Annotated in this window: 15 protein-coding genes and 1 tRNA gene; 8 read left to right on the forward strand and 8 right to left on the reverse strand. The window is 71.3% G+C overall.

From position 1 onward, the window contains the following. Positions 1-4: 4 nt before the first annotated feature. The 4 genes from AC3RX0_RS04085 to AC3RX0_RS04100 all read right to left on the reverse strand — a co-directional run bounded on the left by AC3RX0_RS04085 (position 5) and on the right by AC3RX0_RS04100 (position 3,211). On the reverse strand, positions 5-1,231 hold the full coding sequence (locus AC3RX0_RS04085; protein ID WP_491504655.1) for a DUF4192 family protein: 1,227 nt from the start codon (positions 1,229-1,231) through the stop codon (positions 5-7). A 106-nt stretch (positions 1,232-1,337) separates the two neighbouring features. After that, complete coding sequence (locus AC3RX0_RS04090) at positions 1,338-1,574, reverse strand: hypothetical protein (protein WP_491504656.1); 237 nt, start codon at positions 1,572-1,574, stop codon at positions 1,338-1,340. A gap of 46 nt (positions 1,575-1,620) precedes the next feature. Further along, entirely contained in the window at positions 1,621-2,496 is an 876-nt protein-coding gene (locus AC3RX0_RS04095; RefSeq protein ID WP_491504657.1) for a hypothetical protein, read from the reverse strand. A gap of 22 nt (positions 2,497-2,518) precedes the next feature. After that, positions 2,519-3,211, reverse strand: a complete 693-nt coding sequence (locus AC3RX0_RS04100; protein WP_491504658.1) for a phosphocholine cytidylyltransferase family protein — start codon at positions 3,209-3,211, stop codon at positions 2,519-2,521. Positions 3,212-3,395: 184 nt separating this feature from the next. Here AC3RX0_RS04100 and AC3RX0_RS04105 point away from each other — a divergent pair, with 184 nt between their 5' ends. Genes AC3RX0_RS04105 through AC3RX0_RS04115 form a run of 3 tightly spaced genes read left to right on the forward strand, consistent with a single transcriptional unit; the run spans position 3,396 to position 6,537 of the window. Then, positions 3,396-4,682, forward strand: a complete 1,287-nt coding sequence (locus AC3RX0_RS04105) for an ABC transporter ATP-binding protein (RefSeq protein ID WP_491504659.1) — start codon at positions 3,396-3,398, stop codon at positions 4,680-4,682. Then, complete coding sequence (locus tag AC3RX0_RS04110; RefSeq protein WP_491504660.1) at positions 4,658-6,220, forward strand: hypothetical protein; 1,563 nt, start codon at positions 4,658-4,660, stop codon at positions 6,218-6,220. Before AC3RX0_RS04105 ends, AC3RX0_RS04110 begins: the two co-directional genes overlap by 25 nt. Positions 6,221-6,267: 47 nt before the next feature. Continuing rightward, positions 6,268-6,537: a DUF3039 domain-containing protein gene (locus AC3RX0_RS04115; RefSeq protein ID WP_491504661.1), complete on the forward strand. Its 270-nt coding sequence runs from the start codon at positions 6,268-6,270 to the stop codon at positions 6,535-6,537. An 8-nt stretch (positions 6,538-6,545) separates the two neighbouring features. Here AC3RX0_RS04115 and AC3RX0_RS04120 read toward each other — a convergent pair whose 3' ends face one another. Then, positions 6,546-7,874, reverse strand: a complete 1,329-nt coding sequence (locus tag AC3RX0_RS04120; protein WP_491504662.1) for a nicotinate phosphoribosyltransferase — start codon at positions 7,872-7,874, stop codon at positions 6,546-6,548. A gap of 70 nt (positions 7,875-7,944) precedes the next feature. Between AC3RX0_RS04120 and murI the strand changes: the two genes are divergently transcribed. The 4 genes from murI to AC3RX0_RS04140 all read left to right on the forward strand — a co-directional run bounded on the left by murI (position 7,945) and on the right by AC3RX0_RS04140 (position 11,130). After that, a complete protein-coding gene (gene murI / locus AC3RX0_RS04125; protein ID WP_491504663.1) occupies positions 7,945-8,793 on the forward strand; it encodes a glutamate racemase in 849 nt (282 codons plus the stop codon). After that, positions 8,790-9,533, forward strand: a complete 744-nt coding sequence (gene rph, locus AC3RX0_RS04130) for a ribonuclease PH (protein WP_491504664.1) — start codon at positions 8,790-8,792, stop codon at positions 9,531-9,533. Before murI ends, rph begins: the two co-directional genes overlap by 4 nt. After that, complete coding sequence (gene rdgB / locus AC3RX0_RS04135) at positions 9,530-10,126, forward strand: RdgB/HAM1 family non-canonical purine NTP pyrophosphatase (RefSeq protein ID WP_491504665.1); 597 nt, start codon at positions 9,530-9,532, stop codon at positions 10,124-10,126. The genes rph and rdgB overlap by 4 nt, the downstream gene beginning before the upstream one ends. 92 nt (positions 10,127-10,218) lie before the next feature. Then, the gene (locus tag AC3RX0_RS04140; RefSeq protein WP_491504666.1) at positions 10,219-11,130 is read left to right on the forward strand and encodes a cation diffusion facilitator family transporter; all 912 of its coding nucleotides are present in this window, start codon (positions 10,219-10,221) and stop codon (positions 11,128-11,130) included. A gap of 5 nt (positions 11,131-11,135) precedes the next feature. On the opposite strand, the gene AC3RX0_RS04145 is transcribed toward AC3RX0_RS04140, so the two are convergent. Further along, the gene (locus AC3RX0_RS04145; RefSeq protein WP_491504667.1) at positions 11,136-13,595 is read right to left on the reverse strand and encodes an ATP-dependent DNA ligase; all 2,460 of its coding nucleotides are present in this window, start codon (positions 13,593-13,595) and stop codon (positions 11,136-11,138) included. Positions 13,596-13,670: 75 nt separating this feature from the next. Between AC3RX0_RS04145 and ku the strand changes: the two genes are divergently transcribed. Further along, positions 13,671-14,522, forward strand: a complete 852-nt coding sequence (ku, locus tag AC3RX0_RS04150; RefSeq protein ID WP_491504668.1) for a non-homologous end joining protein Ku — start codon at positions 13,671-13,673, stop codon at positions 14,520-14,522. A gap of 12 nt (positions 14,523-14,534) precedes the next feature. Here ku and AC3RX0_RS04155 read toward each other — a convergent pair whose 3' ends face one another. Together AC3RX0_RS04155 and AC3RX0_RS04160 are read right to left on the reverse strand one after the other, a co-directional pair. Next, entirely contained in the window at positions 14,535-15,260 is a 726-nt protein-coding gene (locus AC3RX0_RS04155) for a DedA family protein (RefSeq protein WP_491504669.1), read from the reverse strand. Between the two features lie 51 nt (positions 15,261-15,311). Continuing rightward, positions 15,312-15,393, reverse strand: a tRNA-Leu gene (locus AC3RX0_RS04160). Between the last annotated feature and the right edge of the window lie 63 nt (positions 15,394-15,456).

The following is a 15,456-nucleotide window of genomic DNA, read 5'->3' on the forward strand; positions in this document are numbered from 1 at the left end:
TCGATCATCCCATGCGCGCGCCGGCCTTCGCGCCGCGCCGGGAGCGGCGGGCCGCCCGGTTCCCCTCGGGCGGGCGGCTGTGCGCGGCATAGATCCAGTCGGGGATCTTGCCGCTGGAGATCACCGCGAGCAGAGCGCCGGCCATCCCGTGGCCGGGGGCGATGTGCAGCGCCGACTCGACGTGGTGGCCGGCGGCGGTGCTGGAACCGCTGGCCCAGTGCAGCCAGGCGAGCATGCACAGCAGATCCGGCCGCAGGTCGGGGTCGAGGTGGGCGATCGTGCGCCGCAGGATGTCGATCGCCCGGCGTACCCGGGCGATCCGCGGCTGCTGGGCGGTCTCGCCGAGGAACAGCGCGCCGTGCTCGCCGGGCAGCGGCCCGTCGTCGAGCTCGGCGGCGACGACCTCGTCCATCGACAGTCCGGTCTCGCGCTGCGCGGCCTGCCAGCGCTCGGTGTCGGCGCGGGCGCGCTCGCCCACCTTGCGGCCGAATGCGATCTGCAGCACCATCTCGTCGCGGCGGTCCGGCCGCAGGCTGTGCACGGCGAGGCGGGCGAGCATCGGCAGCGGCGTGTCGTCGGCGTCGCGCTCGAGCAGCCTCTCGACGAACGGGATGGCGTCCTCGAGTGTCGCCCGGCGGACGACGCCGAAGCCGTCCTGCTCCACGCCGTCGATCAGGTCGTCGACCATGAGGGTCAGCCGGGCGGCAGTGTCGGCGTCGCGGGGCGGCAGCTCGTTCGAGGCCGTGTGCGCGGCCAGCGGCTCGCCGCCGCGCACCGCTGCAGCGCGGGCGGACAAGGGACTCTCGTCGATCTCGGCGAGCGGGTGGCCGTCGAACGGCGGCGACGGTTCGTACCAGCTCGCCCAGCCGTCCTCGGCCACGCAGTACGCGTCCTTCACCTCGAACCCCGCCGATTCGAACCGCGCGTCGAGTGCGGCGATCAGACCCTCCCATTGCGCGAACGCCACCGGGAAGGTCGCGTCGGTGTACACGGCGAACATCACGCCGTCGCAGTCTTCGAGGCGGCTCATCGAGCCGAGTGCGAGCGAGCCGAGCCGGTCGTGGCGATCATCCTGCGGCGGCAGGTCGATCCTCATGACGCCCATCGTGCGTTTGCCGCGGAACGGGATGATCAGGATGCTCTCGCGCACCGTGCATCCGGTGAGGGTGGGGAGGGTGGCCAGGAAGTCGGCGCCGGTGGACGAGCGCAGGATCGTGGGTTCGGTGGTCATCACCCCATGCTGGCCATCGCGCCGGCAGCCGCGGAGCCGCAGGCTCCGATCTGTGGACAACTCGGCCGTTGCGCGCGACTGGGGAGGAAGCGGCGAAATGCCGGCGTCAGCCTTCGGAATCGGGATCGGCGTCCTGCGTGGCGGCGGCGTCCTGGTCGACCGATGCGGTGGAGGTGTCGACCGAGATGCTGATCGACGCCCCGCCGCCGCTGCCGGTCGTGATCGCGAAAGGATCGATCGGCGGCGTGTCGAGCAGCTCGGTTCCGGCGTGCTCGGCGTCGGGCTCCGACGGCAGCCCCGCCCATTCGAACGGCTCCTCGGGGCGAGCGGCGAACAGTCCCATGCATCCATTCTCGCGCGATCGGCGTGCATGGGCACCCGGGCCGCGCTCAGCCCTCGCGATCGCGTCGCGTGATGCCATCGACGGCGCCGCGCGCACGAGCGGTGAGCCCGCCCAGGGTGCTGCCGGCCCGACGGAGCCCCGCCCCGACGGAATGCTCGATGCGGGTCGCGCCGGGGCGCGGCTCGATCTCGGCGGGCAGCGTCACCGGCGGGGCGCCGAACGCCCGGCGGGACGTGACGATCACCCGCCGGCCGAGAACGCTGTTGCCGATGCCGCCCACGGCGGCCCCGACGCCGAACGGCAGGGCTTTGCCGAGCCAGGACGCACTCCCGCTGACGGCGAAGCGACGTACGAACGCCGACTTCAGCCGGTCGACGAGTGGCCCGACCATGGCGCGGGGGAGCGAACCGGTGATCACCTCGCCCCAGTACGCGCTGCGGATGGGCCCTGTGCCCCGCGCCTGCCGCGTGAGCTGGGCCACCAGGTCCACGCCCTCTTTGCCGAGCATGAGGGTCAGCACGAGCGCACGTGCGCGATCGGGGTTCTCGACGCGGATGCCGTGAACCTCGGCCAGAGACTGGGCGAACAGAGCGCTGGCCTCGATGAACCCGACCGTCTCGACGCCGCTGATCGCGAGGGTGATGCCGGTCGTGATCCCGGGGATGACGGCGGTGGCCCCCACGGCCGCACCGCCGCCCGCCACGGTGGCCAGGTAACGGCGCTCGAGGATCCGCACGATCTCGGCGGGCGTGGCATCCGGATGTCTCAACCGGATGCTGCGCAGGTGCGCGAGCACCGCCGGCCGCTGGATCGTGAGCACCCGGTCGAGCGCGCGGATCGTGCGCGGATGCTCATCGGAGCCCTCGGGCGGCAGCCCACCCGCCCACGGGGCGTCGGCGGGCAGCGAGTCGATCCGCTGCACGGACCTCCGGCGGCGAATGCGGTCAGACGTACTGATTGGCCCGCTCGAGATCTTCGGCGAAGTCCACCTCTACCGCGTACAGATCCGAGATGTCCATCGGCTCGAGCCGGATGCCGTCCTCGATGATCGCGAGTTCCAGGCCGCGCTCGAAGTAGTCCTGGTCGTCCACGCGGTGCAGCTGGCGCATGAACGCCTTCTTCTCGCCGCTGGAGATGTAGTTGATGCCGACTGCCTCGCCTATGCCGCCGACGACCGTCTTCGACAGCTCCTTGATGAAGCCCTCGGTGTCGACCGTGTACTTCACCTCTTCGTCGCTGACCTTGGCGGTGTTGACGGTGACGAACGACTGATCGCGCTCGATGAGCGCCACGGCCCGGCCGAGGATGCGCGGGTCGAAGACCACGTCGCCGTTCATCCACAGCACGCCGCCCTTGCCGGTGGTGCCGAGGGCGCGCAGCAGGCTCTTGGAGGTGTTGGTCTGGTCGTACCGGTCGTTGTAGACGTAGTCCGCGTCCGGGAACGCCTCGATGATCGTCTCTGCGCGGTAGCCGACGACGGTGGTGATCCGCGCCTCGCGTCCGAAGGCGGCACGGATGTTCGCGTGCTGCTGGCCCATGATCGAGCGTCCGTCGTTCAGGACGGTCAGCGACTTGGGAAGACTGCGGCCCAGTCGCGAGCCCATTCCGGCCGCGAGGATGACGGTCTGAAGAGTCAAGATCAGCTCCTGAGTTGCGTTGGGGGATGCGGCGCATGCCGTTGAAACACCCCTTCGTGCCCTTCCATGGTAGCGAACATCGGCGACAGCGCCGGAATTCCGTTGTTCCCGTTGTGCATTCGTGACCCGGAACACGGGATCTTCACAGGACGGATGCTCAGGAACCGCTTGATACCTTGGATCGGTGACAGCCTCTCTGCCCCTGCCAGAGGACCCCCGCGAAGACCGAACGACTCGCGAGGAGGGAGCCGTCGAACACGTCGCACTGCCGCCGAAACCGCGTATCTCGGCGGCCGAGGCCGCGTCGCGCCCGCATTCGGCGACAGCGCGTGCGACCTCGGCGAAGTCGAAGGCGAAGGGCAAGGGCGCGAAGAAGAAGCGGCCCGGGACGAAGGATGCCGGAGCCGCCGATGCGGCTCCGCCCGACGGCATCCCGCCCAAGCCTCCGATGCCCACCTGGACCCTCACGCTGCCGGACGCCGCCGAACAGTACGGGGCGGGCGCGGAGATCATCCACCCCGTCGCTGAGCCCTGGTCGGGACTTCGCGAGGATCCCGCGCCGGAGCCGGTCGCTGCCGAGCCCGCCGCAGAGGTCGAAGCCGAGCCGGCCGCAGACGTCGAAGCCGAGCCGGCCGCAAAGGTCGAAGCCGAGCCGGCCGCAGAGGTCGAAGCCGAGCCCGCCGCGGACGTCGCGGCCGTGGCATCCACCTACGGACCCGTGCTCGAGATCCGGGGGCTCGCCAAGTCGTTCCGCGGAACGATCGCCGTCGACGGCATCGACCTCGAGGTGCCGTCCGGCGCGTTCTACGGCATCGTCGGCCCCAACGGCGCGGGCAAGACCACCACGCTGTCGATGATCGCGGGGCTGCTGCGCCCCGACGACGGCACGATCGTCGTCAACGGGGTGGACGCCACGGCGCATCCGCGCGCGGCCCGGCGCGCCCTGGGCGTGCTGCCCGACCGGCTGCGCACGTTCGATCGACTGACCGGGCGTCAGCTGCTCATGTACTACGGCCTGCTGCGGGGCCTCGACCGCCGCGTGGTCGGATCCCGCGTCGCGGACCTCGCCCATGCGTTCGACATCGAGGACGCGCTGGCGCGCCCGGTCTCGGACTACTCCGCCGGCATGACCAAGAAGGTCATGCTCGCCGGCGCCATGATCCACGCGCCGCGGCTGCTCGTCCTTGACGAGCCGTTCGAAGCGGTCGACCCCGTCTCGGCGTCGGTGATCCTCGACATCCTCGGTGCGTACGTCGGCCACGGCGGCACCGTGATCCTCTCCAGCCACGGGATGGAGATGATCGAGAGCGTGTGCGCCCGCGTCGCCGTCCTGGTCTCGGGCCGAGTGCTGGCCGAGGGACCCGTCGACGAGGTGCGCGGCGAGCTCACTCTGCAGCAGCGCTATGCCGAACTGACCGGCACCGCGTCGGACGTGGAGGGGCTGGAATGGCTGCACACCTTCTCAGCCTGAGACTCGCCCTGCTGGTGGCCGGACTGCGCGGCAAGATCCGGCACGTGCTCGCGACCCTCGGCGCGCTGGCGGCGACGGTCATCGCCGTGACGGTGGGATGCGGGGGCCTGCTCGCGCTGCGCGGCGCCACCCTCGAGGCGACCGAGGTCGTGACGATCCTCGGCGGTGCGGCGCTGACGCTCGCGGCCGTCGCCGCACCGCTGACGACGTCGGCGACCGATCCGCTCGATCCGCGCCGCTTCGCCGTCCTGGGGCCTGCGCCGCGCCGGCTGGCTGCGCTGCTCGTGCCCCTCGGCCTGGTCAGCGTCCCGATGGCCGCCCTGGCCGTGCTCGCCGGGTTCGCGGTCGGCGCGTGGGCCGACCACGGCGTCCCCTGGGGCGCGGGGGCGCTGAGCGTCGTGCTGGGCGTCGTCACCTGCAGCCTGTTCTCGCGGGTGAGCATGGCGGTCGCCGCCCTCTTCCTGCGCGAGCGCCGGTCGCGCGAGCTGACCGGTCTGTTGATCATGGCGCTGCTGGTGGTGCTCGTCCCGGTCGCCGTGTTCCTCGGCTCGCTGCAGTGGGGCGACGCGGTGGCCCCGCAACTGCGCTCGGTGGCCCGGATCATCGCCGACACGCCCTTCGGCGCCGCCTGGGCGATCGGTCTGCGCTGGGGGACCGACGCCGCCCTCATCAGTGTCGCGGTCGCAGTCGCGACCCTCGCACTGTTGACCCTGGCCTGGTTCGCCCTCGTCGAGCGCAGCCTCGCCGCCCCCGCTCCGCTCGAGTCGACGCGCGGCAGCGGCCGGCTCGGCTGGTTCACCGTGACCCCGGGCACGCCCGGCGGCGCGGTCGCGGCGCGCAGCATGGTGTACTGGCTCGGCGACCGGCGGTATCTCGCCAATCTCGTCGTCGTGCCGATCGTCGCGTGCCTGGCGATGGTTCCGCTCCTGGTCATCGGCGTCGCGCCCCCGATCGTCGCCCTCATCCCGGTGCCGATCATGGCGCTGTTCCTCGGGTGGCTGCCGCACAACGACCTGGCATACGACGCGACGGCCGTCTGGATGCACGTCGCTGCGGGTATGCACGGCGTGTCGGACCGGCTCGGGCGCCTTGTCCCGGTGCTGACCATCGGCATCCCGACGCTGGCGATCACGATTCCGATCGCGATCGCGGTGCATGGACGATGGGCCGTACTCCCGGCGATGATCGGCGTCTGCGCCTCGCTGTTCCTGATGGGCCTCGGGCTGTCGAGCCTCTCGTCCGCCGTCGAACCGTACCCCGTCTCTCGTCCCGGCGACGGCCCGTTCCGTCAGCCCGAACGGGTCGGGGCGGCCAGCGCGATCACGCAGGCGCTCGTGCTGGTGGGCGCCATCGTGCTCTCGATCCCGGCGCTGTGGTGGGGATGGCTCACCCTCACGCGCGACGTCTCGTACGCGCCGTTCGCGTTCTGGGGCGGGATCGTCGCCGGCCTCGCGGTGCTGGTGGTCGGCGTGGTCGCGGGCGGCGCGGTGTTCGACCGCCGCGGGCCGCGGCTGGTCGAGCTCGCCGAAGCCGCCTGAGCACCGGACCGCCCCGCGCGCTCCGCACGACAGTAAACTGGGCAGTCATGAGCACCCCGATCGATCACCCCGACTCCGGGGGCGTTGCCACCCTCGACCGCGAACTCGAAGAGCTCCTGCGCGAAGAGACCATCGAGCCCGGCGACCACGAGCGCTTCTCCCACTACGTGAAGAAGGAGAAGATCCTCGAGTCGGCCCTGACCGGCAAGCCCGTCCGGGCGCTGTGCGGCAAGAAGTGGACTCCGGGCCGCGATCCCGAGAAGTTCCCGGTCTGCCCGACCTGCAAAGAGATCTACGAGGGTCTGCGCGACGCCTGACGCCGCCGCTACTCGGCGTCCATGTAGACGGTCGGGATCGCCGGGTCCGATCGGCTGAGCGCCAGTGCCCGTACCGGCAGCTCCTCTCGCACGCGCGCGTGGTGCTCGCGCGCGGCGGCGACGCCGGCATGCCCCTCGTGGGCGGCGTCGATCTCGCCCGCCTCGATCAGATCGACCTGCAGCGCGCGGGCACCCGGGTGCTCGACAGCGGTGTCGACGGCCTCGAAGCCGTCCGAGACGACGATGAGCTCCTGCGTCGCGGTGCCGTGCTCGAGCATGCGGAACGCGGCCTTGCGCCCGCCTTTGGAGGCCTTGTCGGTCGAGGCCTTGGCGACCGAGACCCAGGATCCGTCGTCGGCCTGACGCGCGACCAGCTTGTAGACCATGCCGGCCGTCGGCGTGCCCGACCCGGTGACCAGCGAGGTGCCCACGCCGTACGCGTCCACCGGAGCGGCGGCCAGCGTCGCGATCGCGTACTCGTCCAGGTCGCTGGTCACGGTGATCCTCGTGTCGACGGCGCCGAGCTCGTCCAGCTGTGCGCGCACCTCGGCGGCCACGATCGGCAGGTCGCCGGAGTCGATCCGCACTCCGCCCAGGCCCGTGCCCGCGACCCGCACGGCCGTCGCGACGCCGGCGCGGATGTCGTACGTGTCCACCAGCAGGGTCGTGCCGGTTCCCAGCGCCTCGACCTGCGAGCGGAACGCCGCCTCTTCGGAATCGTGCAGCAGCGTGAACGCGTGGGCGGCGGTGCCCATCGTCGGGATGCCCCAGGTGCGGCCCGCCTCGAGGTTGCTCGTGGCGCCGAACCCGGCGATGTAGGCGGCGCGGGCCGCGGCGATCGCCGACTGCTCACCGGCCCGGCGCGATCCCATCTCGGCCAGCGGCCGGTCGCCCGCAGCGATCGACATCCGGGCCGCGGCCGTGGCGACCGCCGAGTCATAGTTCAGCACGCTCAGGGCGAGCGTCTCGAGCACGACCGCCTCGGCGAACGTGCCCTCGATCGTCAGCACCGGCGAGCCGGGAAAGTACAGCTCGCCCTCGCGGTAGCCGCGCACCGACCCGGTGAAGCGATAGTCCTGGAGGAAGGCGAGGGTCGCGGCATCCACCACTCGGCCGTCACGCAGGAACCGCAGCTCGGCGTCGTCGAAGCGAAAGCTCCGGATGAGCGAGAGCAACCGGCCGGTGCCGGCCACGACGCCGAACCGGCGGGCGCCGGACAGGCGCCGGGTGAAGAGCTCGAACACGCACCGGCGCTGTGCGGTGCCGTCGCGCAGGGCCGCCTCGAGCATCGTCAGCTCGTAGCGGTCGGTGAACAGGGCTGTGCTGCTCGTGCTCATGGCGGTCAGCCTAGTGGCACGGATCGGCCCGCCGAGGCCACCGCCGTCGGGGTCGGTAAGCTGGACGACTGTGAATGATGCGCCGATCGGGATCTTCGACTCCGGCGTCGGCGGTCTCACCGTCGCCCGCGCGGTCTCGGCCCTGCTGCCCCGGGAATCGATCCGCTACATCGGCGACACCGCCCACTCGCCGTACGGGCCCAAGCCCATCGCCGACGTGCGCCGCTATTCGCTCGAGGTGCTCGACACTCTGGTCGCCGAGGGCGTCAAGATGCTCGTCATCGCCTGCAACACCGCCTCGGCGGCGATGCTGCGCGACGCCCGCGAGCGTTATGACGTGCCGGTGGTCGAGGTCATCGGGCCGGCCGTGCGCACCGCCATCTCGACCACCCGCAACGGCCGTATCGGCGTGATCGGCACCGCCGGCACGATCGGCTCCGGCGTCTACCAGGACATGCTCGGGGTCAATGAGACCCTCGAGGTCTTCGCCCGTGCCTGCCCGCGCTTCGTCGAGTTCGTCGAGGCCGGCGTCACCGACAGCGGCGAGGTGCTCGCCGTCGCCGAGGACTACCTCGCACCGCTGCGCAGCGCCGAGGTCGACACGCTCGTGCTCGGGTGCACGCACTATCCGTTCCTCGAGGGCGCGATCAGCTACGTGATGGGCGAGGGCGTCTCGCTCGTGTCCAGCGACACCGAGACGGCGAAGGACGTGTACCGTCAGCTGGTCTCGCGCGACCTGCTGGCGGGGCCGGATGCCGCGGCCCGGCATGAGTACGAGGCCACAGGCGATTCCGAAGGCGAGTTCCTGGACCTCGCGCACCGCCTCATGGGCCGCGAGGTCAGCCGGGTCAGGCTCGTGCAGACCGGCGTCATCGACCTGCCGCGAGCTGCGGCATCCACTCTGAGAGGACCGGAATGACCGACACCGTCCGCGCCGATGGGCGCACTCCCGACCGGCTGCGCACGGTCACGATCGAACGCGGCTGGAGCGCCCAGGCCGAGGGGTCGGCGCTGGTGGCGTTCGGGGGCACCAAGGTGCTGTGCACCGCGTCGTTCACGAACGGCGTGCCGCGGTGGCTGACCGGCAAGGGCAAGGGGTGGGTCACCGCCGAGTACGCGATGCTGCCGCGCGCGACCAACACGCGCAACGACCGCGAGTCGGTCAAGGGCCGCATCGGCGGGCGCACGCACGAGATCTCGCGCCTGATCGGCCGGGCGCTGCGTGCAGTGGTCGACACCAAGGCGCTCGGCGAGAACACGATCGTCATCGACTGCGACGTGCTGCAGGCCGACGGCGGCACGCGCACCGCCGCGATCACCGGCGCGTATGTCGCGTTGGCGGACGCGATCGCGTGGGGTCGCGAGAAGAAGTTCATCGGACAGAAGGCCACAGTGCTGTTCGACTCGGTCTCGGCGGTGTCGGTGGGCATCATCGACGGCGAGCCGATGCTCGACCTCGCCTATGTCGAGGACGTGCGGGCCGAGACCGACATGAACGTCGTGGTCACCGGCCGAGGCCTGTTCGTCGAGGTGCAGGGCACCGCCGAAGGCGCGCCGTTCGACAAGCGCGAGCTGGACGCCCTGCTCGAGCTCGGCGTGAACGGCTGCGCCCGACTGCGCGACGTGCAGGCGGCGGCGCTGGCGGGGGAGCAGGGATGAGCCGGGCGGTCCTGGCCACGCACAACCCGCACAAGGTCACCGAGTTCGGCCAGATCATCGCGGCCACCCGTCCCGATTTCGAGCTGCTCGGCTATGACGGGCCCGAGCCGATCGAGGACGGCGTGACGTTCACCGAGAACGCGCTGATCAAGGCGCGCGCCGCCGCCGCACACACGGGGCTGCCGTCGTTCGCCGACGACTCCGGTGTGGCGGTCGACGTGCTCGGCGGGTCGCCGGGGATCTTCTCGGCGTACTGGGCCGGACACAAGAAGGACCCGCTCGCCAACCTCGAGCTGCTGCTGGACCAGATCTCCGACATCGCCGATCCGCACCGCACGGCGCGGTTCGTCTCGGTGATCGCCCTGGTGCTGCCCGGCGGCGAGGAACACGTCGTCGAGGGCATCTGGCCCGGCCGCATCGCCACCGCCGCGCGCGGCGAGGGCGGCTTCGGGTACGACCCGATCTTCATCCCCGACGAGCAGCCCACCGCGATGGAGCGCACGGTCGGCGAGTGGACCGACGACGAGAAGGCCGCGGGCTCCCACCGCTCCCGCGCGTTCCGCGAACTCGGGCCCCTTCTGCGGCTGCTCTAGGGGCGACCCACCCGCCGATACTGAGAATCGGAGTCATTCCCGACTGCGCCGAAACGGCCGGGACGCGGCATCCACGCCCCTAACCTGGGGACATGCACGACCACGCACCCACCGGCATCCGCGGCGCCTCGAACCGGCGTCTGCTGGCGATGTCGCTCGGGCTGACGTCGGTCGTCATGGTCGTGCAGGTGGTCGGCGCGATCGTGTCGGGATCGCTGGCGCTGCTGGCCGACGCCGCGCACATGTTCACCGATTCGGCGGCGCTCGTGATCGCGCTCGTGGCCAGCTCGGTGGCGGCGCGTCCAGCCAACGACCGCCGCACGTTCGGCTACCAGCGCGCCGAGGTGTTCGGGGCGCTCGTGAACGGCATCATCCTCGTCGCCCTGTCGGCGTGGGTGGCGGTCGAGGGCGTGATCCGGCTCGTGAACGCCGCCGGGGTCGAGGTGGCCGGTGCGCCGATGCTGGTGGTCGCGGTGATCGGGCTGTGCGCGAACGGCGTGGCGATGTGGCTGCTGTCCGCCGCGCAGCGGCGCAGCATCAACGTGCGCGGCGCGTATCTCGAGGTCATGGGCGACCTGATCGGGTCGGCGACGGTCATCGTCGCCGCGATCGTGATCCTGGCCACCGGATGGGCGCCCGCCGACGCGATCGCGTCGCTCATCATCGCCGCGATGATCGTTCCGCGCGCGATCGGGCTGCTGCGCGAGGTCGTCTCGGTGCTCGGCGAGTCGGTGCCGCGGGGCATGCACGTCCAGACGATCCGCGACCACATCCTCACCACGCCGGGCGTGCGGGACGTGCACGACGTGCATGTGTGGCAGCTCACCCGCGGAGCGCCCGTGTTCACCGCGCACGTCGTGATCGACGACGACGCGATGCGCGACGGCCGGTCCGGCGACATCCTCACACGGCTGCAGGGATGCCTCGCCCAGCACTTCGACGTCGAGCATTCGACGTTCCAGCTCGAGCCCGCCGGCCATTCCGATCACGACGCGCACGTCTGAAGCGGTCACGTTTCGGGACGCACCTCGGACGGTGTCTTGTCGGGGCGCAGCCCCCGCCATCGCGCGTGGCGCAGGATGCCGCCGGGGGTGAGCTCGGCGAACTCGACTTCGCCGACGAGCTCGGGCCGCACCCACAGCGCGTCGCGCGCGTCGGCGTCGGGCACACCCGTGAACGGGTCGGCGCCGGTGCGCAGAGGCTGCAGCATCTCGTCCAGGCGTGCCAGGGTCGACTCGGTGAACCCCGTGCCCACTCGGCCGGCGTAGCGCAGCCCGTCCGGCCCGGGAATGCCCACCAGCAGCGATCCGATCGACCCGGTGCGGCCGCCGCGTCCGGGCCGGATGCCCCCGATCACCACCTCCTGCGCGCGGGTGAGCTTGACCTTCAGCCAATCGGGGGAGCGGATGCCGCGCCGGTAGCGCGACGCCGGGTTCTTCACGACGATCCCCTCGAGCGCGAAGCGGCGGCTGGTCTGAAGCGCCGCGTCCACGTCTTCGAACACCGGCGGCACGGCGATCTCGCCGCTCGCGGTGGCCGCGATCCGCTCGAGCACGGCGCGACGCTCGCGCAGCGGCCGGGCGGCCAGGTCCTCGCCGTCGCACGCGAGCACGTCGAACAGGTGGTAGCGCACCGGGGTGCGCGCCCGCTCCGCCTCGATCTGCCGGGGCTTGGTCAGGTGCATGCGGTTCTGCAGCCGCGTGAAGCTCGGCCGCCCCGACGCGTCGAGGGCCACGATCTCGCCGTCGACCACGGCGGATGCGGCATCCAACCCCGCCTCGAGCAGCTCCGGATAGCGCTCGGTGACGTCGGTGCCGCTGCGCGCGAACAGCCGCAGCCGTCGGCCGTCCCACACGCCCACGGTGCGGATGCCGTCCCACTTGACCTCGGCCCACGTGCCCCAGTGCGCCGCGGTGCTGCGCGCGAGCGCCGGCGTGGCCGACGTCGAGAGCATCGGCCGCACGTCGCGGCGGGACGGCCGCGGAGCGGGGGCGTCCGGGCGGGTGCCGGATGGGGGAGCTGCGGCAACCTCGTCGGCCTGCTCGCCCGCGACCGGCGCGACGCCGTCCGCCTGCACGTTGCCGTCGGCATCCGTCTTCATCCGGTGCAGCAGCCAGCTCGACTTCTCGCCGGCTCCCTGCGTGCGGATCAGCGCCAGCCGCACCGTGCCCATGGGACCCGCGGGTCGCCCGTGGGCGGTGAAGATGACCTCGTCGTCGCGCCACTTCTCCAGGTCGTAGCGGCCGTCGTCCCAGATCGTGACCGAGCCGCCGCCGTACTCGCCGTGCGGGATCGACCCCTCGAACGATCCGTACTCGAGCGGATGGTCCTCGGTCATCACTGCGAGGTTGTTGCGCCCCGACGTGGGCGGCACCCCGCGCGGCACGGCCCAGCTGACGAACACGCCGTCGTGCTCGAGCCGCAGATCCCAGTGCAGGCGCCGGGCATGGTGCTCCTGGATGACGAACCGCGGGGGCTGGCCCGCCGGTGTCGGGGCGGCCAGCGGGTTGTCGGGCACCGGCTCGGGCGTGCGCGCAGGGTCGCGTTTGGCGATGTAGGCCGAGAGGGGTCCGGATGCCGGGGACCTGCCGCCGGCGCGGATGCCCAGCGCCCCCATCGGGTCGCCGATGCGCTCGGCGCGCTCCAGCACCTCGTCGAAGCGCAGCTGGCGCAGCGCCGGGTCCTCCAGCTCCTCCCACGTGCGCGGGGCGGCGACGGTCGGCTCGTCCCGCCCGCGCAGCGAGTACGGTGCGATCGTGGTCTTGGCCTGGTTGTTCTGACTCCAGTCGATCAAGACACGGCCGGCCCTGGCATCCTTCGCCATGCGGCTGACCACCAGATCCGGGTCGTCCGCCTCGAGCGCCCGGGCGAGCTCGCGCGCCACCGCCGAGGCCTGGTCGCTCGTCTGCGATCCGTCCAGGCCCGCGTACAGGTGCAGTCCCTTGCTGCCGCTGGTGACCGGGTACGCGTCCATGCCCATGTCGGAGAGGATGCCGCGCACCCGGCGTGCGACCTCGGCGCACTCGGCGAGCCCGATCCCGGGACCGGGGTCGAGGTCGAGCACGAGCCGGTCGGGGTTGCCGCGCTCGCCGTCGGGCGTGAAGCGCCACTGCGGCACGTGCAGCTCGAGGCTCGCGACCTGGGCGAGATAGACGAGCGTGGGCACGTCGCCCACGAGCGGGTACTCCTTCGAGCCGGTGGAATGGGCGATCGGCATGCGGTGCACCCAATCCGGCGCCCCGGGCTCGAGGTCCTTGGCGAAGAACGGCTTGTGGCCGGTGCCCTCGGGCCAGCGCTTGCGGGTCACCGGCCGCCCGGTGACGTGGGGGATCAGCAGCGGCGCGATGCGGGTGACGTAGTCGATCACCTCGCCCTTGGTGGTGCCCGTGGCCGGATACAGCACCTTGTCGAGGCGCGACAGGCGCACACGGCGCCCCCCCACCTGCACCACCTGTTCGTCGCCGGGCATGCCACCATCCTGCCCGGTCCGCCGCGAGTGTGCGGGGGCATTGTCAGCGCGCCCGCGGACGTGTTCACTGGAGTCATGAGGGCCATCTGGAAGGGCGCACTCACCTTCGGCCTGGTCAATGTGCCGGTGAAGGTGTATGCCGCGACCGAAGACCACGACGTGTCGCTGCACCAGGTGCACGCGGCCGACGGCGGACGCATCCGCTACCAGCGCATCTGCGAGCTCGACGGCGAGGTGGTGCCGTACGCCGACATCGACCGCGCCTACGACGACGGCGAGCGCACAGTGGTGCTCACGAAAGAGGACTTCGCCTCACTGCCGGCCGAGCGCAGCCGCGAGATCGAGGTCGTCGAGTTCGTGCCGAGCGAGCAGCTGGACCCGCTGCTGTTCGAGAGCCCGTACTACCTCGAGCCGGATTCGTCGTCGCCGAAGGCCTATGCGCTGCTGCGCGAGACGCTGCAGCGCACCTCACGCACCGCGATCGTGCGGTTTTCGCTGCGGCAGAAGACGCGCCTTGCGGCGCTGCGGGTGCGCGGCGACGTGCTGACGCTGCAGACGCTGCGCTGGGCCGACGAGATCCGGGATGCCGCGTTCCCGGCCCTGGACGAGCCCGTCAAGATCAGCGACAAGGAACTCGAGCTTTCGGCGGCGCTCGTGGACGGGTTCGCCGCCGACTTCGACCCCGAGGCATTCACCGACGAGTACCAGGCCGAGCTGCGCACGCTGATCGACGCGAAGCTCGCGAAGGGCGACGCGATCGACACGGCCGAGACGTTCGGGGAGCGCGAGGAGGAGGGCGGCGGCGAGGTGATCGACCTGATGGAGGCGCTGCGCGCGAGCGTCGAACGCAGCCGCAAGGCGCGCGGCGACGGCGAGGCCGACGAGCCCGCGCCGAAGAAGAAGGGCAAGCGCGCGTCGGGGGAGTGACCTTTCAGCGGGTCAGGCGTCGGGTGCTTCGGTGCTGCGGTGCGCGGTGCCGGAGTGGGCGTCGCGCTGCCGGGCATCCGCCTCGGCGATCTCGCGACGTACCTTCGCGCGCTCGTGGAAGTAGTGCCACGCGGTGCCGGCGATCGTGAGCACGACCACGCCGATGAGGATCAGGTCGATGTACTGCGTGACGATGTCGCGCACCCACGGGATGAACCCGATGCCGAAGCCGAGCATGGTCAGCCCGAAGCCCCACAGCAGCGCGCCGACGAGGTTGTACAGCGAGTACCGGCGCCACGGCATGCGGCCGACGCCGGCGGCCACCGGGGTGAACGTGCGCACGATGGGCACGAACCGGGCAAGCACGACGGTCATGCCGCCGTAGCGTTCGAAGAACGCGTTCGTGCGGTCGACGTTCTTGCGGCTGAACAGCCCCGATTCCTTGCGTTCGAAGATGGCGGGGCCGGCCTTGTGGCCTATGTAGTAGCCGACCTCGCCGCCGACGAACGCGGCGACGGCGATCAGGAGCGACACGACCCAGATGTTCAGGCCGAACACGTCGCTGGTCTTGGTGAGCAGCCCCGAGATCACCAGGAGCGTGTCGCCGGGGAGGATGAACCCGATCAGAAGTCCGGTCTCGGCGAAGATGACCAGACAGACCACGAGCAGCGCCCAGGGGCCGGCCGCCTCGATGATCGACTCGGGGTTGAGCCAAGGAATGAGACCTGCTGCGTGCACGTGGTTCCCGTCAGAAGAGGTCGAAAGGCATGGATGCCGCGACCGGCGGCGTGCGGAAGGGGGGAGTCGAACCCCCACGCCCGAAGGCACAGGAACCTAAATCCTGCGTGTCTGCCGATTTCACCACTCCCGCGAAGGCTTCCAGTCTACTGAGGGTGCTGTGGGGACGCTGTGGGGGTTGACCCCCGTTCTTACG

Source organism: Microbacterium sp. W1-4-2, from assembly GCF_058349885.2.